The 26,129-nt window shown below is 64.0% G+C and carries 26 protein-coding genes and 1 pseudogene; 17 read left to right on the top strand and 10 right to left on the bottom strand.

What is annotated here, in order from left to right; genetic code table 11:
* Nucleotides 1-50 precede the first annotated feature (50 nt).
* The gene (locus PPL01S_RS19385) at nt 51-413 is read right to left on the bottom strand and encodes a hypothetical protein (RefSeq protein ID WP_016394929.1); all 363 of its coding nucleotides are present in this window, start codon (nt 411-413) and stop codon (nt 51-53) included.
* A complete protein-coding gene (locus PPL01S_RS19390) occupies nt 410-787 on the bottom strand; it encodes a glyoxalase superfamily protein (RefSeq protein ID WP_016394928.1) in 378 nt (125 codons plus the stop codon). The genes PPL01S_RS19385 and PPL01S_RS19390 overlap by 4 nt, the downstream gene beginning before the upstream one ends.
* A 271-nt stretch (nt 788-1,058) precedes the next feature.
* Here PPL01S_RS19390 and PPL01S_RS19395 point away from each other — a divergent pair, with 271 nt between their 5' ends.
* Genes PPL01S_RS19395 through ureG form a run of 8 tightly spaced genes read left to right on the top strand, consistent with a single transcriptional unit; the run spans nt 1,059 to nt 6,612 of the window.
* Nucleotides 1,059-1,892: an urease accessory protein UreD gene (locus tag PPL01S_RS19395; protein ID WP_016394927.1), complete on the top strand. Its 834-nt coding sequence runs from the start codon at nt 1,059-1,061 to the stop codon at nt 1,890-1,892.
* Nucleotides 1,893-1,901: 9 nt separating this feature from the next.
* Nucleotides 1,902-2,204: an urease subunit gamma gene (locus PPL01S_RS19400; protein WP_016394926.1), complete on the top strand. Its 303-nt coding sequence runs from the start codon at nt 1,902-1,904 to the stop codon at nt 2,202-2,204.
* Between the two features lie 19 nt (nt 2,205-2,223).
* Entirely contained in the window at nt 2,224-2,541 is a 318-nt protein-coding gene (locus PPL01S_RS19405; RefSeq protein WP_016394925.1) for an urease subunit beta, read from the top strand.
* The gene (gene ureC, locus PPL01S_RS19410) at nt 2,538-4,241 is read left to right on the top strand and encodes an urease subunit alpha (RefSeq protein WP_016394924.1); all 1,704 of its coding nucleotides are present in this window, start codon (nt 2,538-2,540) and stop codon (nt 4,239-4,241) included. Before PPL01S_RS19405 ends, ureC begins: the two co-directional genes overlap by 4 nt.
* A 10-nt stretch (nt 4,242-4,251) precedes the next feature.
* The gene (gene ureE, locus PPL01S_RS19415; RefSeq protein WP_016394923.1) at nt 4,252-4,737 is read left to right on the top strand and encodes an urease accessory protein UreE; all 486 of its coding nucleotides are present in this window, start codon (nt 4,252-4,254) and stop codon (nt 4,735-4,737) included.
* A 20-nt stretch (nt 4,738-4,757) separates the two neighbouring features.
* On the top strand, nt 4,758-5,303 hold the full coding sequence (locus PPL01S_RS19420) for a HupE/UreJ family protein (RefSeq protein ID WP_016394922.1): 546 nt from the start codon (nt 4,758-4,760) through the stop codon (nt 5,301-5,303).
* The gene (locus tag PPL01S_RS19425) at nt 5,303-5,977 is read left to right on the top strand and encodes an urease accessory protein UreF (protein ID WP_016394921.1); all 675 of its coding nucleotides are present in this window, start codon (nt 5,303-5,305) and stop codon (nt 5,975-5,977) included. The genes PPL01S_RS19420 and PPL01S_RS19425 overlap by 1 nt, the downstream gene beginning before the upstream one ends.
* Before the next feature lie 11 nt (nt 5,978-5,988).
* Nucleotides 5,989-6,612, top strand: a complete 624-nt coding sequence (gene ureG, locus PPL01S_RS19430; RefSeq protein ID WP_016394920.1) for an urease accessory protein UreG — start codon at nt 5,989-5,991, stop codon at nt 6,610-6,612.
* A gap of 5 nt (nt 6,613-6,617) precedes the next feature.
* On the opposite strand, the gene PPL01S_RS19435 is transcribed toward ureG, so the two are convergent.
* Nucleotides 6,618-7,346 carry a DUF899 domain-containing protein gene (locus PPL01S_RS19435; RefSeq protein WP_016394919.1) on the bottom strand — a complete coding sequence of 243 codons (729 nt, stop codon included), beginning with the start codon at nt 7,344-7,346 and terminating at the stop codon, nt 6,618-6,620.
* Nucleotides 7,347-7,459: 113 nt separating this feature from the next.
* Complete coding sequence (locus tag PPL01S_RS19440; RefSeq protein ID WP_028625395.1) at nt 7,460-8,119, bottom strand: HAD family hydrolase; 660 nt, start codon at nt 8,117-8,119, stop codon at nt 7,460-7,462.
* Between the two features lie 102 nt (nt 8,120-8,221).
* On the opposite strand from PPL01S_RS19440, the gene lexA reads away from it, so the two are divergent.
* The 4 genes from lexA to PPL01S_RS19460 are packed head-to-tail and all read left to right on the top strand — an operon-like array spanning nt 8,222 to nt 13,943.
* A complete protein-coding gene (gene lexA / locus PPL01S_RS19445; RefSeq protein WP_081833302.1) occupies nt 8,222-8,830 on the top strand; it encodes a transcriptional repressor LexA in 609 nt (202 codons plus the stop codon).
* Nucleotides 8,830-9,441, top strand: coding sequence for a translesion DNA synthesis-associated protein ImuA (gene imuA, locus PPL01S_RS19450; RefSeq protein WP_016394916.1), 612 nt, complete (start codon nt 8,830-8,832; stop codon nt 9,439-9,441). Before lexA ends, imuA begins: the two co-directional genes overlap by 1 nt.
* 6 nt (nt 9,442-9,447) lie before the next feature.
* The gene (locus PPL01S_RS19455) at nt 9,448-10,866 is read left to right on the top strand and encodes a Y-family DNA polymerase (RefSeq protein ID WP_028625393.1); all 1,419 of its coding nucleotides are present in this window, start codon (nt 9,448-9,450) and stop codon (nt 10,864-10,866) included.
* Nucleotides 10,863-13,943, top strand: a complete 3,081-nt coding sequence (locus PPL01S_RS19460; RefSeq protein ID WP_016394914.1) for an error-prone DNA polymerase — start codon at nt 10,863-10,865, stop codon at nt 13,941-13,943. Before PPL01S_RS19455 ends, PPL01S_RS19460 begins: the two co-directional genes overlap by 4 nt.
* 96 nt (nt 13,944-14,039) lie before the next feature.
* Here PPL01S_RS19460 and PPL01S_RS19465 read toward each other — a convergent pair.
* Both PPL01S_RS19465 and PPL01S_RS19470 read right to left on the bottom strand, forming a co-directional pair.
* Nucleotides 14,040-14,631, bottom strand: a pseudogene (locus tag PPL01S_RS19465) (aldo/keto reductase).
* Nucleotides 14,619-15,524, bottom strand: a complete 906-nt coding sequence (locus tag PPL01S_RS19470; RefSeq protein ID WP_016394912.1) for a LysR family transcriptional regulator — start codon at nt 15,522-15,524, stop codon at nt 14,619-14,621. The pseudogene PPL01S_RS19465 and the gene PPL01S_RS19470 overlap by 13 nt, the downstream one beginning before the upstream one ends.
* Nucleotides 15,525-15,664: 140 nt before the next feature.
* On the opposite strand from PPL01S_RS19470, the gene PPL01S_RS19475 reads away from it, so the two are divergent.
* The 4 genes from PPL01S_RS19475 (at nt 15,665) to PPL01S_RS19490 (ending at nt 20,520) form a co-directional block, all read left to right on the top strand.
* Entirely contained in the window at nt 15,665-16,363 is a 699-nt protein-coding gene (locus tag PPL01S_RS19475; RefSeq protein WP_028625392.1) for a CoA transferase subunit A, read from the top strand.
* A gap of 35 nt (nt 16,364-16,398) precedes the next feature.
* A complete protein-coding gene (locus tag PPL01S_RS19480; protein WP_008093762.1) occupies nt 16,399-17,055 on the top strand; it encodes a CoA transferase subunit B in 657 nt (218 codons plus the stop codon).
* Between the two features lie 172 nt (nt 17,056-17,227).
* Nucleotides 17,228-18,622, top strand: a complete 1,395-nt coding sequence (locus PPL01S_RS19485; RefSeq protein ID WP_162176849.1) for a short-chain fatty acid transporter — start codon at nt 17,228-17,230, stop codon at nt 18,620-18,622.
* A gap of 326 nt (nt 18,623-18,948) precedes the next feature.
* Nucleotides 18,949-20,520 carry a TerC family protein gene (locus PPL01S_RS19490; RefSeq protein WP_016394909.1) on the top strand — a complete coding sequence of 524 codons (1,572 nt, stop codon included), beginning with the start codon at nt 18,949-18,951 and terminating at the stop codon, nt 20,518-20,520.
* Here PPL01S_RS19490 and rarD read toward each other — a convergent pair.
* Nucleotides 20,483-21,370, bottom strand: coding sequence for an EamA family transporter RarD (gene rarD / locus PPL01S_RS19495; RefSeq protein WP_016394908.1), 888 nt, complete (start codon nt 21,368-21,370; stop codon nt 20,483-20,485). The genes PPL01S_RS19490 and rarD overlap by 38 nt on opposite strands.
* 33 nt (nt 21,371-21,403) lie before the next feature.
* Nucleotides 21,404-22,990, bottom strand: a complete 1,587-nt coding sequence (locus PPL01S_RS19500; RefSeq protein WP_016394907.1) for an EAL domain-containing protein — start codon at nt 22,988-22,990, stop codon at nt 21,404-21,406.
* 300 nt (nt 22,991-23,290) lie between these two features.
* Between PPL01S_RS19500 and hppD the strand changes: the two genes are divergently transcribed.
* Nucleotides 23,291-24,367, top strand: a complete 1,077-nt coding sequence (gene hppD / locus PPL01S_RS19505) for a 4-hydroxyphenylpyruvate dioxygenase (protein ID WP_016394906.1) — start codon at nt 23,291-23,293, stop codon at nt 24,365-24,367.
* Nucleotides 24,368-24,383: 16 nt separating this feature from the next.
* Here hppD and PPL01S_RS19510 read toward each other — a convergent pair whose 3' ends face one another.
* Both PPL01S_RS19510 and PPL01S_RS19515 read right to left on the bottom strand, forming a co-directional pair.
* Nucleotides 24,384-25,169, bottom strand: a complete 786-nt coding sequence (locus tag PPL01S_RS19510; RefSeq protein ID WP_016394905.1) for a CSS-motif domain-containing protein — start codon at nt 25,167-25,169, stop codon at nt 24,384-24,386.
* A 147-nt stretch (nt 25,170-25,316) separates the two neighbouring features.
* Nucleotides 25,317-26,000, bottom strand: a complete 684-nt coding sequence (locus tag PPL01S_RS19515) for a type 1 glutamine amidotransferase domain-containing protein (RefSeq protein ID WP_028625389.1) — start codon at nt 25,998-26,000, stop codon at nt 25,317-25,319.
* Between the last annotated feature and the right edge of the window lie 129 nt (nt 26,001-26,129).

Here is a 26,129-nt window from a genome sequence, read left to right on the forward strand (position 1 = left end):
GCTCGCGATGCGCCGCGCGGGCGGCGCTCGATCTCAAGAGCGCTGCAACTCTACCGGCAGGCCTCAAGCCGCCTGTTCCAGTCCCCCGCATGGCTGCGGGTACAGGCCTCTTCACTGTCGAACCGCACGTGCCATCCTGGGTTATCCAACGCCACGCCAGCCTCGTCCAGAGCCTTGGACGTCAGCTCGATCATGCGTGCTTTAGCATTCCCGGCCAGGGCGGCTGCCTTGTCCGCCTCGCGCTCGAACACCCAGATGATGCGCAGGCTGGCAGGGAAGTCGGCGGGGTCCAGGCGGTGGGTCAGCCAGGTGAACCCGACGATTTCAGCTTTCGCGGTTTCGCAGGCGTCGGTCAGGCAGGCGACCAGTTCGCGCTCAAGGCGCGCCAGTTCGCGTTTGTTCATGGCATTCACTGGGCGGTTTCGTCGTCGATCTGCTGGCAGAAGCGCAGCAGGTTGCCGAACGGATCGTGGATCTGCATCTGCAGCCCCCAGTCAACGGGCTCGGCATGGGGGCGGGAATAACCGTACTGCTTGTCTTGCAGCTCGCGCTCCAGTGCGCGCAGGTCTTCGGTGCGGGCAAACACGGTAGAGCCTGGGCAGGCATCGCCGTGGTGTTCGCTCAGGTGCAGGATCAGCCCGTCACGGTGGATTTGCGCATAAAGCGGCAGGTCCGGGCTGAAGCGGTGCTCCCAGTCCAGGTTGAAGCCGAGAAAGTCCAGGTAGAACTCCTTGGCCTTTTCGACCGAGAAGATGCGCAGCACGGGGATGGCGGGGGCGAGTGACATGGCGGTTCCTTGGCCTTGAGTAATCCACGACTGTAGCGCAGCACCGGAACGGGGCCAAGCCGCGCGCTCGCATTGTGCGACGTGCCGCGTGTATGCCCCATGCCAGAGCCTTCGCATCGCAGATTTCATTTTCATTCACCTGCGCAGTTGGCCCGCTACCTGCTATATCCCAGCCATCGAATTTGATCGAGTGGTCAGGCCAGACACGCTTGTGTGCGTTGGCCGTGATCCTCCAGGCGGCCGCAAGGCCAGGAAAATCGGGGACTGCAGGATGTCGCTCGCCGTACAGGTGGATAACGCTGAAAAGGATGCAGGCTGGAGCGCCCACCTGCAGTTGCGATTCATCGAGCGCAATGGTGTGACCCGCCTTGGTGCGCGCCGTCATTTCGGACCTCTTTTGGTGCAGCGCCCGTTCCACCCGGAAGGCGCGCCGTGCCACGTCTATGTACTGCACCCCCCCGGCGGCATCGTCGCCGGTGACCGGCTGGAGCTGGACATCCACCTGGAGCCCGGCAGCCATGCGCTGCTGACCATGCCCGGGGCCAGCAAGTTCTACCGCAGCATCGGCCCGACCGCCTGCCTGACCCAGCACTTCTACCTGCAGGCCGGCAGCACGCTGGAGTGGTTGCCCCAGGACAGCATCTTCTTCTCCGGTGCCCGTGCCAGCCTGGACAGCCGCTTCACCCTGGAGCCCGGTGCCCGTCTGCTGGCCTGGGAAACCCTGTGTCTGGGCCGCCCAGTGATGAATGAACGCTTCGACCAGGGCGCCCTGGACAGTCGCCTGCGCGTCGAACTGCCCGGCGACCCCGGCCTGCACGAGCGCCTGCGCATCCGCGGCGGGCAGTTGGGCAAGCTGGGCGGACACCCGTTGTCCGCCACCTTCTGTGCAGCACCGGCAGACCCAGCCGTGCTGGAGCAGGTCAGGGCGCTGCTCGACGAGCTGGAAACGCCCGCGGGCGCGACCTTGCTTGGCTCGCTGCTGGTGATCCGCCTGCTCGACCACGACAACCAACACCTGCAACGTACCCTGCAGCGCCTCTGGCACGTCCTGCGGCCGGCCGTTCTCGGCCTGCCTGCGTGCCCGCCGCGCATCTGGGCCACTTGAGAGAGCGCCATGGAGCTGACCCCGAGAGAGAAAGACAAACTGCTGCTGTTCACCGCCGCACTGCTGGCTGAACGGCGCCTGGCCCGTGGCCTGAAGCTCAACTACCCGGAAGCGGTGGCGCTGATCAGCGCCGCTGTGCTCGAAGGCGCCCGCGATGGCCGCACGGTGGCCGAGCTGATGAGCCTGGGCCGCGAAGTGATCGGCCGTGAGCAGGTCATGGATGGCGTTGCCGAGATGCTCCATGACGTGCAGGTCGAGGCCACATTCCCCGACGGCACCAAGCTGGTGACCGTGCATGACCCCATCGTCTGACCTGGCCCAGGAGCCCCGCATGATCCCAGGTGAAATTCAGGTCGCCGACGGCGACATCGAGCTCAACGGCGGCCGTGCCACGGTCAGCGTCAGCGTGGCCAATCACGGCGACCGGCCGGTGCAGGTCGGCTCGCACTACCACTTCTACGAGGTCAATGATGCGCTGGTGTTCGAACGCGAGCCGACGCTCGGTTTCCGCCTCGACATCCCGGCCGGTACCGCCGTGCGTTTCGAACCGGGCCAGTCGCGCACCGTGCAGCTGGTGGCCTATGCCGGCAAGCGTGAGGTCTACGGCTTCCAGGGCAAGGTGATGGGCGCGCTGGAGGGCAGGGCATGAGCCGCATCTCGCGCAGGGCCTACGCCGACATGTTCGGCCCCACGGTCGGCGACCGCGTGCGCCTGGCCGATACCGCGCTGTGGGTGGCAGTCGAGAAGGACTTCACGATCTACGGCGAAGAGGTCAAGTTCGGCGGGGGCAAGGTCATCCGCGACGGCATGGGCCAGGGCCAGATGCGGGCAGCCCAGGCCATGGACCTGGTGCTGACCAATGCCCTGATCATCGACCACTGGGGCATCGTCAAGGCCGACATCGGCGTCAAGCACGGGCGCATCGCGGCCATCGGCAAGGCCGGCAACCCCGACGTGCAGCCGGGGGTGACCGTGCCGGTCGGACCGGGCACCGAAGTGATCGCCGCCGAGGGCAAGATCGTGACTGCCGGCGGCATCGACTCGCACATCCACTTCATCTGCCCGCAGCAAGTGGAAGAAGCGCTGACCAGTGGCGTGACCACCTTCATCGGTGGTGGCACCGGGCCAGCCACTGGTACCAACGCCACCACCTGTACCCCGGGGCCGTGGCACCTGGCGCGCATGCTGCAGGCCGCCGATTGCCTGCCGATCAACATCGGCCTGCTGGGCAAGGGCAATGCCTCGCGTCCCGAGGCCTTGCGCGAGCAGATCGCCGCCGGTGCGGTGGGCCTGAAGCTGCACGAGGACTGGGGGTCGACACCGGCCGCCATCGACTGCTGCCTGGGCGTGGCAGAGGAGATGGACATCCAGGTGGCGATCCACACCGACACCCTCAACGAGTCCGGTTGCATCGAAGACACGCTGGCGGCCATTGGTGATCGCACCATCCATACCTTCCACACCGAAGGTGCGGGCGGTGGCCACGCGCCGGACATCATTCGCGCGGCGGGGCAAGCCAACGTCTTGCCGTCCTCGACCAACCCGACCCTGCCGTACACGGTCAACACGGTCGACGAGCACCTCGACATGCTCATGGTCTGCCACCATCTGGACCCTAGCATCGCCGAGGACGTGGCCTTTGCCGAGTCGCGCATCCGCCGCGAAACCATCGCCGCCGAGGACATCCTGCACGACATGGGTGCCTTTGCCATGACTTCATCCGACTCCCAGGCCATGGGCCGGGTCGGCGAGGTGGTGCTGCGGACCTGGCAGGTGGCGCACCAGATGAAGCTGCGCCGTGGCCCGCTGGCCCCGGACAGCAGCTACAGCGACAACTTCCGGGTCAAGCGCTACATCGCCAAGTACACCCTCAACCCGGCACTGACCCACGGCATCGCCCATGAAGTCGGTTCGGTCGAGGTGGGCAAGCTCGCCGACCTGGTGCTGTGGGGGCCGGCCTTCTTCGCGGTCAAGCCAGCCCTGGTGATCAAGGGCGGGATGATCGCCACCGCCCCCATGGGCGACATCAATGGCTCGATCCCGACGCCGCAGCCGGTGCACTACCGGCCCATGTTCGGTGCGCTCGGCGCGGCCCGCCATGCCACGCGCATGACGTTCCTGCCCCAGGCCGCCATGGACCGTGGCCTGGCCCGGGAACTGGGCCTGCAGAGCCTGATCGGAGTGGCCCACGGCTGCCGTCGGGTGCGCAAGGCCGACATGGTCCACAACACCCTGCAACCGCTGATCGAAGTCGATGCGCAGACCTACCAGGTGCGCGCAGACGGCGAGCTGCTGGTGTGCGAGCCGGCCCGCGAACTGCCGCTGGCACAGCGTTATTTCCTGTTCTGAAGGAGCGAACATGATTGTCCTGACCCGCCGGATAGGCACTGCCGACACGGTTACCGGAACCCTCACCCTGGACGTCGACAGCCGTATCAAGAGCCGGCTGCGCGTGACCCTCGATGACGGCCGCGAAGCTGGCCTGATGCTCGAACGTGGCCACTTGCTGCGTGGCGGCGAGTTGCTGGCCGATGCTGACGGCAGCCAGGTGGTGCGCGTGCTTGCCGCCCCCGAGAGGGTTTCCACAGTGCGCTGCGACGACCTGCATCTGCTGGCCCGTGCCGCCTACCACCTGGGCAACCGCCATGTGCCGTTGCAGATAGAGCCTGGCCTGTTGCGCTACCAGCATGACCATGTGCTGGACGAGATGCTGCGCGGCCTGGGCCTGGCGGTAATCACCGAACAGGCGCCATTCGAGCCGGAAGCCGGTGCCTACCAGAGCGCGCCACACAGCCATGGCCACGGCCACGATCACCCGTTCGTGCGTCTGCCAGCCCATTCCTGACCTGCCTGATGGAGTTACCCATGAAAAAGACTTTCGCCCTTGTTCTGCTGATGGTCGCGCTGCCGGCCTTCGCCCACCCCGGGCACGACAGCAACCCGCTGCAGGATGGCCTGCTGCACCCGCTGACTGGTCTCGACCACTTGCTGATGCTGCTGGGGACCGGTGTGCTGGCCGCGCTGACCCGACGCAACCTGAGCCTGCCCCTGGCGACCCTGGCGGCGATGTTCGCGGGCGCCGCAGGCGGCCACCTGTTCGGTGGCGTGGTGGGCATGGAAACCGTGATCGCCGTGTCCGTGCTGGTGGCCGCCGCCGCCGTGCTGCTGCCCAGCCGCCAGTTGCTGCTGGCCCTGGCGATGCCGGTGTTCGCCTTGTTCCATGGCTGGGCCCATGGCGTCGAGGCCACCCCCAGCGCGTTCTGGCAGTTCAGCGCCGGCTTCGTCACGGTCAGCGGCTTGCTGTTGCTGGTGGGCTTTGCCGTTGGCTGCCTGCTGCGCCGTCACAGTGGCCTGCAGAAGGCGTTCGGCTCTGGCCTGCTGGCCGGTGCCGCGCTGGTGCTGGCCGGTTGATGGGCAGCGACCTGGCGCTGCTGCGCCTGCTGCAGCTGGCCAGCCCAGGCCTGCCGGTGGGTGGCTTCACTTACTCGCAGGGTCTGGAATGGGCCGTGGAAGCGGGCTGGGTGCGCGATGCCGCCAGCTTCAGCGCCTGGCAGGGCGAACAGTTGCACGACACCCTGGCCTGCCTGGACTGGCCTGTGCTGGCGCGGCTTTACCACGCCTGCCAGGCCGACGACCCCGATGCTTTCGGCCGCTGGAGCCGCTTTCTGCTGGCCAACCGTGAAACCGCCGAGTTGCGCCTTGAAGAGCAGCAACGCGGCGCGGCCCTGACCCGGCTGCTCGATGGCTGGCAGTTGGCCCAGGCCCCGGCCTGGCGTGCGAGCCTGGAACTCAGTCAGCTGGGCGGCATGGCCTGGCTGGCCGTGCACTGGTCGATCCCGCTGCGCCAGTTGGCCCTCGGCCATGCCTTCGCCTGGCTGGAGGGTGCAGTCATGGCCGGGGTCAAGCTGGTGCCGTTCGGCCAACAGGCGGCGCAGACCCTGTTGCGTGACCTGGGCGCAGCCTTGCCCGGGCTGCTCGACCATGCCCTGACCCTTGGCGATGACCAGCTGGGCGGCGGCCTGCCGTTGCTGGCGATTGCCTCATCGCGTCACGAAACCCAATACACCCGATTGTTCCGTTCCTGAGGACTGCCTTCATGCAAAGCTATCAGCAACCCCTGCGCGTCGGAGTCGGCGGCCCGGTCGGCTCTGGCAAGACCGCGCTGCTCGAATGCCTGTGCAAGGCCATGCGCGACCACTACCAGATCGCCGTGGTCACCAATGACATCTACACCAAGGAAGACCAGCGCATCCTGACCGAGGCCGGCGCATTGGAGCCCGAGCGGATCGTCGGCGTCGAGACCGGCGGCTGCCCGCACACGGCGATTCGTGAGGATGCCTCGATGAACCTGGCGGCCGTGGAAGCACTGGCGCGCAAGTTCGGCAACCTCGAAGTGATCTTCGTGGAAAGCGGCGGCGACAACCTCAGCGCCACCTTCAGCCCGGAACTGGCCGACCTGACCATTTATGTCATCGACGTGGCCGAGGGCGAGAAGATCCCGCGCAAGGGCGGCCCTGGTATCACCAAGTCCGATTTCCTGGTGATCAACAAGACCGACCTGGCGCCCTATGTCGGCGCCTCGCTGGAAGTGATGGAGCGCGACACCCGGCGCATGCGCCCGGAGCGCCCCTGGACCTTCAGCAACCTGAAGAAGGGCGAGGGCCTGCAGGCCGTGATCGATTTCATCGTCGAGCGCGGCATGCTCGGGGTGAGGGGCTGAGCCCTTCACTCATGGCAGCAGTGCGGCTTGCCCGGTTGCCCCTCGTAGCGATCGTGGTGTCGCACCCAGTCCATGGTCCCGGCCTCGTTGCGCCCCAGGGGCGCGATGTCGAGGAAGTTGTAGGTGTTGACCAGGATGTCCAGCCCGCGGGCGTAGGTCGAGTAGGTGTGATACACCGTGCCGTCCTGGTCGCGGTAGAAGGCGCTCAATCCCGGTAGCTCGGATTCGTTGCCGGTGTACGGTTCATAGTTGTACTGCCGCTCGCCCTGGCTGCCGACACTGACGCCGAACGCTTCGTTGAAGCCGCTGCCCTGGGACGAATACCAGGGGAAACGCCAGCCCATCCGCTGGCGGAATGCCTGGAATTGGGCATACGCCGCACGCGACACCGCGACCAGCGATACATCGTGATGCGCCAGATGCAGGTTGGCGCCATCGAAGTGGTCGGCCAGGAACGAGCAGCCGGGGCAGCCTTCGCTCCAGCCTTCGGCGAACATGAAGTGGTAGACCAGCAATTGGCTGCGCCCGGCGAACAGGTCGGCGAGGCTCAGTTCGCCGTCCGGCCCGTGAAAGCGATAGTCGTGCTCGACCTTGACCCAGGGCAGGGCGCGCCGTGCAGCGGCCAGTTCATCGCGCTGGTGGGTGAAGGCTTTCTCGTGCAGCCAGAGTTGCCGGCGCGCTGCCAGCCATTGGCTGCGTGAGACGACTTCGTGACCTTTATCTGAATGACTCATGGCGGTGACTCCGCGCTGGGGGATTCATTCAATGGTCGAGCGGGTGAGGCCTGTTTCGACAGATTAGGCAGAAGGGCGACGAATGGACGCGGCTCCCACAGGGATCGAACGACTTACGCTTGCATGGCTTGGATCAGCGCCCACAGCCGCGGATCATTGAAATCATCCACCACCAGCTCTGCACCTGCTTCGATGAGTCGCTCCGGCGTCTGCGTAGTCGCCACCCCTACGGTAAAGATCCCGGCATCACTGGCCGCCTTCACCCCCGGCAGCGAGTCCTCGAACGCCAGTGCCTGCCCGGCCGACGCCCGCAGTCGTTCCAGCCCGGTCAGGTAGGGCAGAGGATCAGGCTTGGCCCGCGCCAGCTCCTCGGCCACCAGCACGTGCTCGAAGCGCTCGCCCAGGCCCATCGCCGCCAGCATGTGTTCGGCGTTGAGCCGGGGCGCGTTGGTCACCACGCACATGCCAAGCCCATGGGCCTGGGCATGGTCCAGCAAACGCAACAGGCCCGGCATGGGTTCGAGCGCCGGCGCCAGTTCGCGAAACAGCGCCTCCTTGCGTTCGGCCAGCGCCTGGCACTCTGGCACGCTGGCCTTGGGAAACAGCTCGGCGAACAGCTCGCCGTTGGCCCGGCCACTGACCTGGGCGTCGAACTGCGCCTGGGTCAGTTCACGCCCGTCGTACGCGTGCAGCAACTGGCGAAACGCCTGCAGATGCAGGGTGTCGGTGTCGGTCAGGGTTCCGTCGAGGTCGAACAGCAGGGCGGTCAGCATCAGGTATCCAGAGAGTTGAAAACACAAGCCAGGGGATGATAACGAAAGGTGACGACGAAGGGGGCTGTTCAGTGTACGCCGAAAAGAGTACAAATGTACTCCATGGACAATCTCACTCCCAAACGCCGGGCAATCCTCGAATTCATCCGCGAGCGCATTGCCGACCATGGCCAGCCACCGAGCCTTGCCGACATCGCCAGCCGTTTCGGCTTCGCCTCACGCAGCGTTGCGCGCAAGCACATCACTGCCTTGTGCCAGGCGGGCCATATCGACGTCACGCCGAACCAGGCGCGGGGCATCCGTCTGGCCGAGCCCTTGCGCCGCCCGGAAATCCTCGAGGTGCCAGTGCTGGGCCAGGTCGCGGCAGGCGCCCCCATAGGCCCGGACCTGGATATCCACGAGCAGTTGCTGCTCGACCCCAGCCTGTTCCGCCGAACCCCGGACTACCTGCTCAAGGTGCGTGGCGACTCGATGGTCGACGACGGCATCTTCGACGGCGACCTGGTCGGTATCCGCCAGCAGGGCGATGCCCGTGACGGCCAGATCGTGGTCGCCCGACTCGACGGCGAAGTCACCATCAAGCGCCTGCAACGCCAACCCGGCGGCTATCGGCTGTTGCCACGCAACCCGGCCTACGCGCCGATCGATGTCGGGCCGGAGCGCGAGTTCTTCATCGAAGGCGTGTTCTGTGGCCTGTTGAGGCGTGACTGATGGGCGCGGTGGTCGATCTCGATCGGCTGCTGGACCAGCGTCAGGTCTGGCGCGGACGGCAGGCCCAGGCTCGCCCCAGCGGCTTGCAGCCCACCGGCCACGCCGTGCTCGATGGGCGCCTGCCCGAGGGCGGCTGGCCTGCTGCGGCGCTCAGCGAATTGCTGCTGGCAAGCCCCGGATGCGGTGAATTGCAATTGCTCTGGCCCACGCTGGCACGCTTGACCGGCGAGGGTGGGCGCGTCGTGCTGGTGGCGCCGCCGTTCATCCCTTATGCGCCGGCCTGGCAAGCGGCGGGTGTGGACCTGCAATGGCTGGTGCAGGTCGAGGCCGAGTCGCAGGACGCCCTCTGGGCTGCTGAGCAATGCCTGCGCTCTGGCAGTTGCGCCGCCGTGCTGTGCTGGCCGCAGCGGGCCGACGACCGTGCCCTGCGGCGTTTGCAGGTGGCCGCCGAAACGGGTCAGGCATTGGCATTTGCCTGTCGGCCACAACAGGCGGCGCTCAACCCTTCACCCGCCGCATTGCGCATTGCCATCGACACCCAGCCGGCGCAGTGGCGCGTACTCAAATGCCGCGGTGGCCTGCCGCCGGCCGTGGCCATCCAGCGGGGCTGATGCAACATGCTCTGGGCCTGTATCCTCTTGCCGCAGTTGGCGCTGGATTCGATCCTGCGCGAACGCGACGATGCCCATTCGCCCCTGGTACTGGTCGGCGGGCCGAGCCAGCGCCGCGTGCTGCAGGCCGTCAACCCGGCCGCGGCGGCACTGGGTTTGCGCGCCGGCCAGAACCTGACAGCCGCCCGTGCCCTGGCCGATGGTTTTCAGTGCGTCGAGGCCGATCCCGCACGCATCGAGCAGTTGCAGCAGTTGCTGGCGGCCTGGGCCTACCGCTTCAGTGCTCAGGTCAGCTTGCATTATCCGCGGGCATTGTTGCTCGAGGTGGGTTCCAGCTTGCAGCTGTTCGGGCCCTGGCCGCTGTTCCAGGCACGGCTGCGGGAGGAACTGGCCGCATTGGGGCTGCGTCAGCGTATCGTGCTGGCCAGCAACCCTGTGGCGGCGCGCATGCTCGCCAACGGCCATGATGGCCTGGCCTTGACTTGCCCTGAAGAAACCCGCCGTGCACTGGCGCGCATGCCCATTGCACGCGTCGGTCTGCCCCAGGCGTCTGCCGAAGCCTTCGCCCGCATGGGCCTGCGTCAGCTTGGCCAGGTGCTGGCCTTGCCGCGCGATGCATTGGCCAGACGCTTTCCGGCACAGGTGCAGTTGCACCTGGACCAACTGCTTGGCCTGCGCACCCTGGGGCTGGATTTCTATCAGCCACCTGACCGATTCGAAACGCGGCTGGAACTGAACTTCGACGTCGAATCGCACCAGGCCCTGCTGTTCCCGCTGCGGCGCATGCTCAACGACCTGGCCGCCTTTCTCGCCGGGCGGGATTGCGGTGTGCAACGTTTCAGCCTGTACCTGGAACACGCCGATGGGGCGGACACGCAGTTGCAGGTCGGCCTGCTGGCCGCCGAGCGCGACGCGGCGATGCTGTTCGAGTTGGCACGCGGTCGTCTGGAGCCCCTGCGCATTCCGGCCCCGGTACGCAATTTGCGCCTGGTCGCCACGGACCTGCCGCCGTTCGTGCCCCAGCACCAGGCCCTGTTCGACCTTCGGGCGCAGCAGGCCCAGCCCTGGGAGCAATTGCGCGAGCGCTTGCGCGCCCGGTTGGGCGATGACGCGGTCAAGGGCCTGCGCGCCGAAGCCGATCACCGCCCGGAGTGTGCCTGGCAAGGCGCCGAGCAAGGCGCCCGCGGCAGCCTGGCAGTTGCCCCCGGCAGCCGTCCCGGGTGGTTGTTGCCTAAGCCCCTGGCACTCGACACCCAGGGTCACACCGTGCTGAGCCAGGCCGAGCGCATCGAATCGGGTTGGTGGGACGGTGGCGATGTGCGGCGAGACTATTACCGCATCGAAACCCGTGAAGGGTTGCGTGGCTGGGCGTATCGCGACCTGGCGCAACCCGGCCCGCTGTGGCTGCAAGGTTGGTTCGCATGACAGCCTTGGGTTACGCCGAGCTGCATTGCCTGTCCAACTTCAGCTTTCAGCGCGGGGCCTCGAGCGCCGAAGCGCTTTTCCGTCGAGCCCATGAACAAGGTTACCAGGCCCTGGCCATCACCGATGAGTGCACGCTGGCCGGGATTGTCCGTGCCTGGCAGGCAGCCAAGGAACAGAATGTCCGCTTGATCGTCGGTAGCGAGGTACGCCTGCAGGATGGGCCGAAGCTGGTGCTGCTGGTGCAAGACCTGACTGGCTACCATAACCTCTGCGCCTTGATCACCCGTGGCCGACGGCGGGCGGAGAAGGGCGACTATCAGTTGTTTCGTGATGACCTGCAGCAGCACTGCGCAGGGCTGTTGGCGCTGTGGGTAGCCGAGGACCCGGGGGACCTGGCCACGGGACAGTGGCTGCGCGCACTGTTCGACGAGTGTTTGTGGCTGGCCGTGCACCTGCATCGCGGCAGCGATGATGAAGCCCGTCTGGCCCGTTTGCGCATGCTGGCGGGGCAACTGGACATCCGCGCCGTGGCCTGTGGTGACGTACACATGCACGTGCGCGGTCGCCGTGCCCTGCAAGACTGCATGACCGCCATCCGCCAGCACTGCAGCGTGGCCGAAGCCGGGCGTTTCCTGTACCCCAATGGCGAGCGTCACCTGCGTACCCTGGAGCAAGTGGCCGAGCTGTACCCCGCCGAACTGATAGCCGAAACATTGAACATCGCCGAGCGTTGCCGTTTCGACCTGGGCGAACTGCAGTACCAGTACCCGCGCGAGCTGGTGCCCGAGGGCCAGACCCCCGCCAGCTGGTTGCGCGAACTGTGCGAGCGTGGCTTGCCCATGCGTTGGCCCGCGGGGCCCAGTGCCAAGGTCCGCGAGGTACTGGCAAAAGAGCTCGCGCTGATCGAGGAGCTGGGCTACGAAAGCTATTTCCTCACGGTGCACGACATCGTCGCCTTCGCCCGCAGTCAGCATATCCTCTGCCAGGGGCGTGGTTCGGCGGCCAACTCGGTGGTGTGTTTCGTGCTGGGCATCACCGAACTGGACCCTATGGAGCACCGCCTGCTGTTCGAGCGCTTCCTGTCTCGCGAGCGCAACGAGCCCCCTGATATCGACGTGGATTTCGAGCACGACCGACGCGAGGAAGTGATCCAGTATGTGTTCCGCCGTTACGGCCGACATCGCGCCGCACTCACGGCGGTGGTCAATACCTATCACGCCGCCGGGGCAGTGCGGGATGTCGCCCGGGTGCTGGGCCTGCCTGCCGACCAGGTCGATGCCCTGGCCAAGTGCTGCGGCCGCTGGACCGACCGCATTCCCGATGAACAACGCCTGGCCGAGGCGGGTTTCGAGCCGGCCAGCCCGTCCTTGCAGCGCATCCTGCTGCTGGCCGGGCAGTTGATCGGCTTTCCCCGGCACCTGTCCCAGCACTCCGGAGGCTTCGTGATTTCCGAACAGCCGCTGGATCGACTGGTGCCGGTGGAAAACGCAGCCATGACCGAGCGCACGGTGATCCAGTGGGACAAGGACGACCTGGACATGATGGGCCTGCTCAAGGTGGACGTGCTCGCGCTGGGCATGCTCAGCGCCTTGCGCCGCTGTTTCGACCTGCTGCAGCGCCACCGTGGCCGGAAGTTGAACCTGGCGACCATCCCCAGCGAAGACCCGGCCACCTACGCCATGATCAGCCGCGCCGAGACCATGGGCGTGTTCCAGATCGAATCGCGGGCGCAAATGGCCATGCTGCCGCGGCTCAAGCCCACCACCTTCTATGACCTGGTGATCGAGGTGGCCATCGTGCGTCCTGGTCCGATCCAAGGCGACATGGTGCATCCCTACCTGCGCCGGCGCCTCAAGCAGGAGCCGGTCACCTACCCGTCAGCCAAGCTCAAGGAGGTGTTCCAGCGCACCCTGGGCGTGCCATTGTTCCAGGAGCAGGTCATGGAGCTGGCCATGGTCGCCGCCGACTACAGCCCCGGCGAGGCCGACCAGTTGCGCCGCAGCATGGCTGCCTGGAAGCGCCACGGCGGCCTCGAAGCGCACCGCGAGCGGCTGGTCCAGGGTATGCTGCGCAACGGCTACGAGCTGGCCTTCGCCGAACGCATCTTCGAGCAGATCAAGGGCTTTGGCAGCTACGGCTTCCCCGAATCGCACGCAGCCAGTTTCGCCTTGTTGTGTTATGCCAGCAGTTGGCTCAAGTGCCATGAGCCGGCGATCTTCACCTGTGCACTGGTCAACAGCTGGCCGATGGGTTTCTACAGCCCCGACCAGTTGTTGCAAGAGGCACGGCGACAGGGGGTCGAGGTCAGGCCGGTGGATGTGTTCCATAGCGAGTGGGATTGCACCCTGGAATCGCTCGGCGAGGGTACCCTGGCCATTCGCCTGGGGCTGCGACAGATCCGCGGTTTCGCCGAAGCCGATGCCCGGCGGCTGGAGCAGGCGAGGGCACAGCGGCCCTGGCGGGATGTCGAGGACCTGTGCTTGCGCGTAGGACTCGATGCCCGTGCCCGTGCCCGGCTGGCCGATGCCGGTGCGCTGCGTGCACTGGCCCACAACCGCCATCAGGCACGCTGGCAGGTGGCTGCGGTGCAGCCCCAGTTACCGTTGTTCGCCGACCTTGAGGCTGCACCTGAGGTTGCGGTTGCCTTGCCGGCGCCCACCGTGGGCGAAGACCTGGTAGCCGATTACGACACGCTGGGTACTACCCTCGGACCTCACCCACTGCACCTGCTGCGCCCTCGGCTGCGTGCGCTGGGCTGTCGCAGTTCGGGCGAGCTGGCGGGTGTCGAGCATGGCGATGCGATCGCCGTAGCCGGGCTGGTGGTGGGGCGGCAGCGGCCACAGACAGCCAGTGGGGTGACCTTCGTGACACTGGAGGACGAGTTCGGCATGGTCAATGTGGTGGTCTGGCGGGATCTTGCCGAGCGGCAGCGGCGCGCCTTGGTGGGGTCGCAACTGCTCAAGGTCAGTGGGCGCCTGGAGCAGGAGAACGGGGTGCGTCACCTGATTGCGCGGCGGCTCGAGGATATCAGCCCGTTGTTACGCGGGCTGGATGTACGCAGCCGGGATTTTCATTGAGTTCATGGGGCTCATCGCCGGCAAGCCGGCTCCCACAGGGAGCTCCACAGGTTTCATGTAGGAGCCGGCTTGCCGGCGATGGGGCTGCAAGGCCAATCACACCATTGCCAGATGCTGTTTGCGGGTGGGTGCCGGAAACGCCCGATCGATCGCGCGCATGTCTTCACTGGTCAGGGTCAACGCCCCAGCCGCCGCATTCAACCGCACATGCTCGGGCGCCACGGCCTTGGGAATGGCAATGAGCCCTTCATCGCGCGTTACCCAAGCCAGGCTGACCTGCGCCGGGGTCGCCCCGTGGCGCTCGGCGATTTCGCCCAGCAGCGGATGCCGCAACAGCCGTCCGGCCTGGGCCAAGGGGCAGTAAGCCATGGTCGGCAGGCCGCGTTGCCGACTCCAGGGCAGCAGGTCGAACTCGATGCCGCGCTGCGCCGGGTTGTACAGCACCTGGTTGGTGGCGCAGTCCGGGTTGTGCAGCTCGCGCAGGTCATCGACATCGAAATTGGAAACACCCCAACGGCGAATCTTGCCTTGTTCGCGCAAGCGCTCGAACGCCTCGACGGTTGCCCAGTTCGATGCCTTGCTGCAAGGCGGCCACTTCGGCCGCCCGCCGGGTGGGGTCTTCGCCCATGTACCAGGTACCTTGGCCAATGGCCGGCACGTTGCAACCCGCCAGTTTCACGTAACGCATGTCACCTCCGGAGCTTGGGTGTGGGAAAGCAGCACTTCGAGCAGCGCCTGGGCTGCGGTGGAAAGCTTGTGGTCGCTCAGGGCGATCACACTGATACGCCGTTCTACCACGGGTTCGACCAACGTGACGCAACGCGCGCCAAGCTCCTGCATCTGGTTGATGCACAACGCTGGCACGGCGCTGACACCCAGGCCGCTGGCGACCATGCGCCCGATGGTGGACAACTGGTGACTTTCGAACGCCACCGCCAGTTTGCCGTGCATGGCGGCGACGTTCTGCTCAAGTAGCAGGCGCACTGCAGAAGGGCGTTGCAACGCGATGAAGTCCTCGGCCAGCAAATTTGACCACGTGACCTGGTGTTGGCCGGCAAGCGGCGAATCGGCGGGCACGACCGCGACGAAACGGTCCAGATACAAGGGATGGAAATTCAAGCCCTCGCTGTTGTCGGGTTCGAAGCCGATGCCCAGTTCGACGCGGCGGTGACGCACCAGTTCCAGTACCTGCTCGTTGATCACGTCGTGCACCGTGACATTGACCTTGGGGTAGCGTTGGCGAAATACCTTCAGGCTGCGCGGCAACAGATTGCCGGCAAAGGCTGGAATGGCCGCGACCGAGACCCGGCCCAACTGCAAGGTAAAACGCTGACGCAGCATTTCTTCGGTATCGTCCCAGTCGGCCAGCAGGCGCCGGGCCAGTGGCAGCAACACTTCACCTTCGGCCGTGAGGCTGACGCTGCGGGTAGTGCGAGTGAGGAGGGCGCCGCCAAGGTTGTCTTCCAGCGCCTTGATGGTCAGGCTCAGCGCTGGCTGTGAAACATGCAGGTGTTCCCCCGCCTGGGCAAAGCTCTGGTACTTGGCCACGGCGACGAAGGCGCGCAGTTGCTTGACGTTCATGGCAGACTCACGGTTTGTTTTGGAAATCTTATCAATCGATGACGAAAACAAAATTAACAAATCAGTCGCCAGCGGTGAAGATGCAGTAACTCGCTCACCGACAGCCTCGTCGGTTCAACAACTACAAAAGGCGGATCAGCATGGCCGGATTGGACAAGCGCGTAGCAACTTATGAAGAGGCCCTCGAAGGCCTGACCGACAACATGACGGTATTGTCCGGCGGCTTCGGCCTGTGCGGCATCCCGGAAAACCTGATCAACGAAATCTGCCGCCGTGGCGTCAAGGGCCTGACCGTGGTCTCCAACAACTGCGGCGTTGATGGCTTCGGCCTTGGCGTGCTGCTCAAGGACCGGCAGATCCGCAAGATGATCGCCTCCTACGTGGGCGAGAACGCCGAGTTCGAGCGCCAGTTGCTCAGCGGCGAGCTGGAAGTGGAACTGACTCCGCAAGGCACCCTGGCCGAGAAGATGCGTGCCGGCGGTGCCGGCATTCCGGCGTTCTACACCGCCACCGGCTACGGCACTCCGGTTGCCGATGGCAAGGAAGTGCGCGAGTTCAAGGGCCGCAAGTACATCCTCGAAGAAGCCATCACCGGTGACTTCGCCATCGTCAAGGGCTGGAAGGCCGACCACTACGGCAACGTGGTGTACCGCAACACTGCGCAGAACTTCAACCCGCTGGCCGCCACCGCCGGCAAGATCACCGTGGTCGAAGTGGAAGAGATCGTCGAGCCCGGCGTGCTGCTGCCCAGCGAGATCCACACCCCGGGCATCTATGTCGACCGGGTGATCGTCGGCAGCTTCGAAAAACGCATCGAAAAGCGCACCGTCAAGGCCTGAGCGCCGTCCACCAGAACAACAAAGAGATCCTGACCATGGCATTGACCCGCGAACAGATGGCGCAACGCGTCGCCCGTGAACTGAAGGACGGCTACTACGTCAACCTCGGCATCGGCATCCCGACCCTGGTGGCCAACTATGTACCTGCCGACATGGATGTGATGCTGCAGTCGGAAAACGGCCTGCTCGGCATGGGCGAGTTCCCCACCGAAAGCACCATCGATGCCGACATGATCAACGCCGGCAAGCAGACCGTCACCGCCCGCCGCGGCGCCTCGATCTTCGACTCGGCACAATCCTTCGCCATGATCCGTGGCGGCCACGTCGACCTCACCGTGCTTGGCGCCTTCGAAGTGGATGTGCAGGGCAACATCGCCTCGTGGATGATCCCAGGCAAGCTGGTCAAGGGCATGGGTGGCGCCATGGACCTGGTGGCCGGTGCCGACAACATCATCGTCACCATGACCCATGCGTCCAAGGACGGCGAGTCCAAGTTGCTGTCCCAGTGCAGCCTGCCGCTGACCGGCGCTGGCTGCATCCGCAAGGTGCTGACCGACCTGGCTTACCTGGAAATCGAAGATGGCGCCTTCATCCTGCGCGAGACCGCGCCGGGTGTGAGCGTCGAGGAAATCATCGAGAAAACCGCCGGCAAGCTGATCGTCCCCGACGATGTGAAGGAAATGACTTTCTGATTTCACCCGCTGTGCACTGACCCCTGTTGGAGCGGATTTACCCGCGAATGCGAAGGCCACGAATCCCGAGCATTTGCAGGTAGACCTGTTCCCGCAGGGTTTTTGCGTTGTTTCTGCTGTCCGATAACACCAATAAAAGGAAGTAACCGTGGACGTAACCGTGGCCGCTGAAATGCAAGACAGCCGCTCCGCCCGCTTTGCCTTGCGCTGTTCCAACTGGGCCGAACGCTGGTTTCCCGACTCCTGGGTATTCGCTGCCCTCGCGGTGATGCTGGTATGCATTGGCGCCTTGGCCATGGGCGCCAAGCCTACCGATACCGCCAAAGCCTTCGGCGATGGCTTCTGGAGCTTGATCCCGTTCACCATGCAGATGGCTTTCGTGGTAATCGGTGGCTATGTGGTGGCCAGCTCGCCGCCTGCCGCGCGGCTCATCGACCGCCTCGCGCGGCTGCCGAGCAATGGCCGCTCTGCCGTATGCTGGGTGGCGCTGATCTCGATGCTGGCGTCGCTGCTCAACTGGGGGCTGTCGCTGGTGTTCGCAGGCCTTCTGGTGCGTGCGCTGGCGCGTCGCAGCGAGCTGAAGATGGACTACCGCGCCGCCGGTGCCGCGGCCTATCTGGGCCTTGGCGCTGTCTGGGCCCTGGGCCTGTCGTCCTCTGCGGCGCAGTTGCAGGCGAATCCGGGTAGCCTGCCGCCGTCGATCCTGTCGATCACCGGGGTGATTCCGTTCACCGAAACGATTTTCCTGTGGCAGTCCGGGGTGATGCTGGTGGTGTTGGTCATCGTCTCGCTGGTCATTGCCTATGCCACCGCGCCTGGGCCGAACAGCGCGCGCAGCGCTGAAGCATGCGGCGTCGACCCAAGCTTCACGGCACCGGCTACCCCCAAGCGCACCCGCCCAGGCTACAGCCCGATCCTGATCCTGCTGCTGGTGGCCCTGGCGGGCGGCTGGTTGTACCAGGAATTCGCCACCAAACCGGCGATCACCGCGATTTCCGGGCTCAATACCTACAACCTGCTGTTCATCATGCTCGGCGCCTTGCTGCACTGGCGCCCGCGCAGCTTCCTCGATGCGGTCGCCCGCGCCGTCCCGACCACGACCGGGGTGCTGATCCAGTTCCCGCTGTACGGTTCCATCGCGGCCATTCTTACCACGGTGAAAGGTGTCGACGAGCAGACTCTGGCCCATCACATCTCGCTGTTCTTCACCCAGATCGCCACCCATGACACCTATGCACTGCTGATGGGCGTGTATTCGGCCGTGCTGGGCTTCTTCATCCCTTCGGGCGGTGGCAAGTGGATCATCGAGGCCCCCTACGTGATGATGGTGGCCAACGACCTGCAGTACCACCTGGGGTGGGCGGTGCAGATCTACAACGCCGCCGAGGCGCTGCCGAACCTGATCAACCCGTTCTACATGCTGCCACTGCTGGGCGTGTTGGGGCTCAAGGCGCGTGATCTGATCGGCTTCTCGTTCGTGCAGCTGCTGGTGCACATACCGCTGGTGCTGGTGTTGCTGTGGGCGTTGGGTACGACATTGCAGTACGTGCCGCCGCTGATGCCTTGAAGTGAAACTGAAGCGCTTGCCGTGAACCTGTGGGAGCCGGCTTGCCGGCGATAAGGCCGGTCGAGCCAGCCGCAGACAACCAGGTACCCCGCGCTGATCACCAGCAGTACGCACCTGCCAGGTGTATTGAAGAAAAGTCCCCCGAGGATCTGTTACAGCTTTTGTAATATTTTCGCGCTTTCAGAAAAACCTGCTGACCTTGTAGGATCGACCTCCCTAATTGTTATCAAGGTCCCCATGCGCACCTTCGCGGAGCCCCCCAGTCCCTGGCCATCCCGGCCATCCTTCCCCCGTCTTCGTGAAGCTTCCCTCGTGAGTACCCGCTAATGGAATGGCTTGCCGACCCTACGGCCTGGCTAGGCCTGTTGACGCTTATCATCCTCGAGCTGGTGCTGGGTATCGACAACCTGGTGTTCATCGCCATCCTGGCCGACAAGCTGCCCCCCCATCAGCGCGACCGAGCGCGGGTGATCGGCCTTAGCCTGGCCCTGATCATGCGTCTGGGTCTGCTGGCCAGCATCTCGTGGATGGTCACACTGACTGCGCCGCTGTTCGAGGTGATGGGCAAGAGCTTCTCTGGCCGTGACCTGATCATGCTGTTCGGTGGTGTGTTCCTGTTGTTCAAGGCCACCATGGAGCTGCATGAGCGGCTGGAGGGTCATGTCACCCAGGCCAGTGGCGCGGTACGCCATGCTGCGTTCTGGCCGATCGTGGCGCAGATCGTGGTGCTGGACGCCGTGTTCTCGCTGGATGCGGTCATTACTGCCGTGGGCATGGTCGAACACCTGTCGGTGATGATGATCGCCGTGATCTTCTCGATCGGCATCATGATCGTCGCCAGCAAGCCACTGACCCGCTTCGTCAATGCCCACCCGACGGTGATCATGCTGTGCCTGGGCTTCCTGATGATGATCGGCTTCAGCCTGACCGCCGAAGGCCTGGGCTTCCACATCCCGAAAGGCTACCTGTATGCGGCGATCGGCTTCTCGATCCTCATCGAGCTGTTCAACCAACTGGCCCGTGCCCGCCGCAAGCGCAGCCTGCAGCAGCACCGGCCGCTGCGTGAGCGCACGGCCCATGCGGTGCTGCGTCTGCTGGGCGGGCGCCGGGTCGAGGCCGACGAGGTGGGCGAGGAAATCGCCGACCTGGTGGAAGGCGGTGAAGAGCAGGTGCTGTTCGACCGTCGCGAGCGGGTGATGATCAGCGGCGTGCTGAACCTTGCCGAAAGGCCGATCCGCACCGCGATGACCGCGCGTGCCGAAGTCGATGTACTCGACCTTGCGCAGGATGCCGCGGCTATCACCGAGGCCCTGGCCAACTCGCCATACTCGCGCTTGCCGTTGATCCGCGACGGTCGCATCGACGAGCCGCTGGGCTTCGTGCACAAGAAGGAGCTGCTCAAAGAGTTTCTGTCGGGCAGTGAGCCCGACCTCGAGCGCATGGCGCATGCACCGTTGAACCTGTTGGAGAGCTTCAGCATCCTCAATGCCCTGGAGCAGATGCGCAGCCAATCGACGCACATTGCCTTCGTGGTCAACGAATTTGGCGACTTCACCGGCTTGTTGACCATGACCGACATTCTCGAGTCGATTGCCGGTGAGTTGCCGGACGCCAGCGAGGTGGAAGGCCCGGCGATCATCGAGGAGGAGGGCGGCTTCGTTGTCAGCGGTGCTCTCAACCTGAGCCAGGTGCAGGCACGTACCGGCTTCGCCGCCCGCGCGACCGAAGACTACCAGACCCTGGCGGGCCTGGTGATGAGCCTGCTGGATCGCCTCCCGGTGGTCGGTGACCACCTGGCCTGGAACGGCTGGAACATGACCGTGGTGGCGGTGGAGGAGCGCCGGGTGCGTCAGGTGCGCCTTACACCGAACGCCGACGCTGGCGCAGCAGGTGCTTGAAGCCCTCGAGCACCAGTACCAGCACCGCGGCCCAGATCGGCAGGTAGGTCAACCACTGATCCGGGCCGATGGTCTCGCCCAGTAGCAGCGCAACGCCGACCAGCAGCACAGGTTCCACGTAGCTGAGCAGGCCGAACAGGCTGAACGGCAACAAGCGGCTGGCCAGCACGTAGGCGATCAGTGCCGTGGCGCTGATCGCCCCGAGCAGCGGGATCAGGCCGTAGAGGCCAGGGTGCTCCAGCAGGTCGGTTCGGCTCAGCGGCCCCTGACTGACGAAGTACAGCGCCCAGGGCAGCAACAGGCACATGTCGCACCACAGGCCACCGAGGTGGTCGGTGCGGCAGCGCCGGCGCAGGACGAAGTAGATCGGGTAGCCGATCGTCACCACCAGCGTCTCCCAGGCGAAGCTGCCATTCTGGTACAGCTCATGCCCCACGCCCAGGGCGGCGCAGCTGACTGCCACTTTCTGCAGGCGCGACAGGCGTTCGCCATAGGCCAGGCGACCGGTCAGAACCATCGCCAACGGCAGGAGGAAGTAACCCATCGACACTTCCAGGCTGCGCCCGTGAAGCGGGGCCCAGAGGAACAGCCACAACTGCACGCCCATCAACCACGAAGTGCCGACCATGCCCAGCAGCAGGATGGGCGTCCGGCGCAGGCGCGAGAGCAATTCACCAACCCGCTTCCAGTCCTTGCTCACCAGCATGAACAAGGTCAGGCAAGGGAGGGTGAGCAGGGTGCGCCAGCCGAAGATCTCCTCGCCGTCGAGCGGGGTGAGCAAGGAGGTATAGAAATACATCACGGCGAACAGACAAGACGCCATGACCGAACAGAAGATGCCTTTTGACACGAATGCCTCGAATGGGGGGAGTGAGCGAGCGGATCAGCCGCGCATGATCTCAGGGGGCGCGTCCTGCGGCAACCGCGCGACGCCTGGGCGGTTGGCCAATGCCTGGAGAAACTCGGCGGCCGGCATCGGCCGGCCGAACAGGTAGCCCTGCTGGAAGTCGACCCCGTGATGGGCCAGGTAGTCGCGTTGCACCTCGCTTTCCACGCCTTCGGCGACCAGGCCGAGGCCCAGTTTGGCGGACAGTTCGATGACGCTGTCGAGAATGTGCTGGGACAGCGCATCACTCCCGATCATGGCCACGAAACTCTGGTCGATCTTGAGGTAATCGACCTTGAACTGGCGCAGGTAGTTGAGGCTCGACTGGCCGGTGCCGAAGTCATCGATGGCAATCATCACGCCCATTTCATGCAGTTTTTCGAACAGGTCCAGGGCGATCGGGGTGGCTTCGATCAGCTTGCGTTCTGTCAGCTCCAGGGTCAGCAGCACACGGCCGGGCGGGAAGTGCTGCAAGAAGGTACGGCAATCGTCGAGCAGGCCGTAGTCGCGGCAATGGTCGGCAGTGATGTTGATGCCAATGTGAAAGCCATCTTCCAGCAGCGCAGCGTACGGGGCCAGGCTTTGCGCAGTGTGCAGCATCAGCGCCCGGGTCATGTCGACGATCTGCCCGCTGTGCTCGGCATAAGGGATGAACAGGTCCGGGCGAACCAGGCCTTCTCTGGGGTGGTTCCAGCGCATCAGCACTTCGGCGCCTGCCCAGCGGTAGTCGTCCTTGCGTACCACCGGCTGGAAATACGGCAGGAATTCGTCGGCCTCCAGGGCGCGCTGCAGTTCGGCGCGTGGCGAGTTGGCGCGGCGAATCTGCCAGCGGCACACGGTACCGGCCACCACGCCCAGCAGCAACAGCAGGCTGAGTAGGGCCGGGTAGTGGCTGCGCAGCAACTGGCCAGGGGTTTCGTCGCTGTAGCCGCCGTGCACGCTGAACGGATAGCGCGTCGAGCTTTGTGTCACCTCGGCGACAGGGGCGCTGGGCAATTGGCCCTGGTGCACCAGCCCATCCTTGCCCATCCAGTCATCGCCCACGCGCAGCTGCAATTGCTGGTCGTGGCCGATCAGGCGCAGTGCGGTCGTCAGGTGTTCGCCATCGACGGTGGTAATGGCGCCAGCTTCGCCTTTGCTGGCGCGGTATACCAACAAGGCGTGGCCTGGCGTGACCGAGTTGCCATCCATCAGCCACAAGGTACCGTCGGTGTAGTCGCCAGGATCGACGGGCTCGTTGAAGCTGCCAAACAGCGATGTGCAATAGAGCGCGTTGTGTTCGAACAGGTTGGTCGAACGCACGTAGGCATTGCGGGTGACCTGGGCGCGCAGCGCCAGTTGGGCAGCATCACACGGGGTGCCGGCGAGGGGCAACAAGGTTTGGGCGGTGCTGGAAAGGGTATCGAGGATGCGCTCTATCTGCTCAACCACCTGGCGCACGGTGGCCTGGCTGTCGCTACGCAGTTCGCGCTCGACCTGCCAGTTCATCACGATCAGGCCGAAACCCAGCGGTAACGCGCCTACGAACCACGGGAGCAAAGTGCGCCAACTCCAGCGGGCAGGGCGTTTAACGGTAAGCGGCATGCTGGCCTAATCTTGTGAAAGTGAACCTGCTGATGATAGCCGCTTGCAGGCGTCGACGGAGAACAAAAGCGCGACAAAGGAATTTACGCACTGTAGAATCGGTTTACGATTACAACAATAAGGTCCTTTTTGCCGAAGGATCGATCCCACCGAGAATGGGTCCATATGAGAAACCCAGGCTTCAAGCTGATCATTGGTGACTTCCTCGCCCGCAGCGTGCGCGGTATCCCGTGTTCTCCGCCATTGCCGCTCCACATCCCACGCATTCAATAATCTTTCGCTGCAGATGAGGACACGAACATGGCTGATATCTTTGAAAACCCAATGGGCCTGATGGGCTTCGAATTCATCGAACTGGCTTCGCCGACCCCTGGGGTACTTGAGCCGGTATTCCAGATACTCGGTTTCACCAAGGTGGCCAGCCACCGATCCAAGGATGTGCACCTGTACCGCCAGGGCGGCATCAACCTGATCCTCAACAACGAACCCAAGAGCCTCGCCTCGTACTTTGCCGCAGAGCATGGTCCCTCGGTCTGTGGCATGGCCTTCCGTGTGCGCAACGCCCACGAGGCGTACGCCCGTGCGTTGGAGCTGGGCGCCCAGCCGGTGGAGATCGAAACCGGCCCGATGGAGCTGCGACTGCCGGCGATCAAGGGTATCGGTGGTGCGCCGCTGTACCTGATCGACCGCTTCGAGGAAGGCAGTTCCATCTACGATATCGACTTCAACTTCATTGAAGGCGTTGACCGCAACCCCGTGGGAGCTGGCCTGAAGGTCATCGATCACCTGACCCACAACGTCTACCGTGGGCGCATGACCTACTGGGCCGGGTTCTACGAAAAACTGTTCAATTTCCGCGAGATCCGTTACTTCGACATCAAGGGCGAATACACGGGCCTGACGTCCAGGGCCATGACCGCGCCCGACGGGATGATCCGCATTCCACTGAACGAAGAGTCGTCCAAGGGCGCCGGCCAGATCGAAGAATTCCTGATGCAGTTCAACGGTGAAGGCATTCAGCACGTGGCCTTCCTCACCGATGACCTGCTCAAGACCTGGGACGCCCTGAAGGGCTGCGGTATGCGCTTCATGACCGCGCCACCGCAGACCTACTACGAGATGCTCGAGGAGCGCCTGCCTGGGCACGGTGAACCGGTCGACCAGTTGCAGGCCCGGGGTATTCTGCTTGACGGCGCTTCCGAGGCGGGTGACAAGCGTCTGTTACTGCAGATTTTCTCTGAAACCTTGCTGGGCCCGGTGTTCTTCGAATTCATCCAGCGCAAAGGTGATGATGGCTTCGGTGAAGGCAACTTCAAGGCGCTGTTCGAATCCATCGAGCGTGATCAGGTTCGTCGTGGCGTGCTCAACGTAGAATGAAGGCAAGGTAACGCCGTCAACGTTGCTTGACGGCGTTATCCCTTTGAAAGCCGCGTCGCCACATTGCCCAGAATATGACAAAGCCCGTGACTATTCCGATAAGTACCAGGGAGGGAAGCACCAGGATCATCGACTGACGTGCCTCCTGCGCCGAGTAGCCTTCTGCATAACCCACTTTCACCGTATAGCCATATCGATCCGAAACCGCGTGGTGGAAATACTCGGTTTGCGAGGGCCGGGTCAGGCTGTGGGAATCCCCATTCCAGATATAGGCATCGCCTACTTCGAGCAGCAACGTCAAACCGTCTTGAAAACCCTTGAGTTCAGCACGCAGTTGTTCCGCGTAGGCGGTTGCCACCGCACTGAAGTCATCGCTGCGAAGCTTGTAGGTAAGAAGGGCGCCCCTGGGAGTCAGTTCAGGATCGACAATCAGTTGTAGCGGCGTGTGTGCATCCGCTAAAAGTATTGCGCTGTCAGCTACACCTGGCATTGAACTGCAGTAGACCTCATCGTTTCGAGACAAGACGAGTGAGCGCAAGTATCGGGTCTCAGAGACTTGTTTGATCAGGTTTGGTTTCACCACGCTACAAGGTTGGTCTGCCAGCGCCAGGGCATTGGTGGCAAGAGTATGCAACCTGTCCAGTGAGAGATCGACGGAGTAAATCGCCTCCTGTAATGAAATTCGTGCATTTTCCGCGAGCTTGCGATCTTGTTGATAGACCATCACCGCCAAGCCTGATACGACCGGTATCAAGGCGATAGACAAGATCAACAGCAACTCCAGCATGGAGCGACCGATCATGGTGGTTCTTGACATAGGCCTAGGCCCTCCGCTTGTAGGCTGTCCGGTATGGCAGTCGAACCAAGAGCCTAGGAAAAGTGCGGCGGGTCTACTGTAATCTCCGGCCGTTTTTACCGGATGAAGCAAGACGTCGGTGCGTAGGACGCGTCAGCGGTTGAGCTGAGCCAATACCTTCTCTGCCAACAACGATGTGGATTGTGGGTTTTGCCCAGTGATCAGGCGTTCGTCGGTCACCACGAACGGTGCCCAAGGATCGTCATGCTTGCTGTAGATACCTCCACGAGCGCCCAACTCGTTTTCGGTCAGGAATGGAACAACCTTGTCCAGTTCGGCAAGCTTTTCCTCGGTATTGGAAAAACCCGTGATCTTACGGTCCTTGAGCAACAAGCTGTTGTCGCTGAGCTTGATGTTCAGCAGGCCTGCCACACCGTGACACACCGCAGCGACGATGCCGTTATTTTCGTAGATGCGGCGCGCCAGCTCCTGCAGCGGTTGATCATCAGGGAAGTCATACATCACCCCATGGCCACCGGTGTAGTAAATGGCGCCGTACTCTTCGGCCTTGACCTGGCCCGGAGACAGCGAGGCGCCCAGGCGGTTCATGAACGACTTGTCGTCGTACCATTGCCAGTCCATTTCCGGAGCCATTTGCAGGCTGTGCGGATCGATAGGCACGTAACCGCCGTTGGGGCTTACATAGTCGACGGTACATCCTGCTCGCTGCACTTCGTCAACGAAATGCACGGCCTCACCCAGCCACAGGCCGGTAGCCCGATTCAGCTGAGGGTACTTGGCGGTGTTGGTCAGCACCACGAGAATTTTCTTGCTCATCACCACACTCCGGTCTGTAGTAATACGCAATGCCGCGCCAAGGCACAGGGAAACCTAAACAGCATAGCTGCCGATTGCAGCCGCGCACGTTTTGATGGCACGGTACTCCTATTGATTGAAATCATTCGC

The sequence above is a fragment of the Pseudomonas plecoglossicida NBRC 103162 = DSM 15088 genome (assembly GCF_000730665.1).
Classification (GTDB): domain Bacteria; phylum Pseudomonadota; class Gammaproteobacteria; order Pseudomonadales; family Pseudomonadaceae; genus Aquipseudomonas; species Aquipseudomonas plecoglossicida.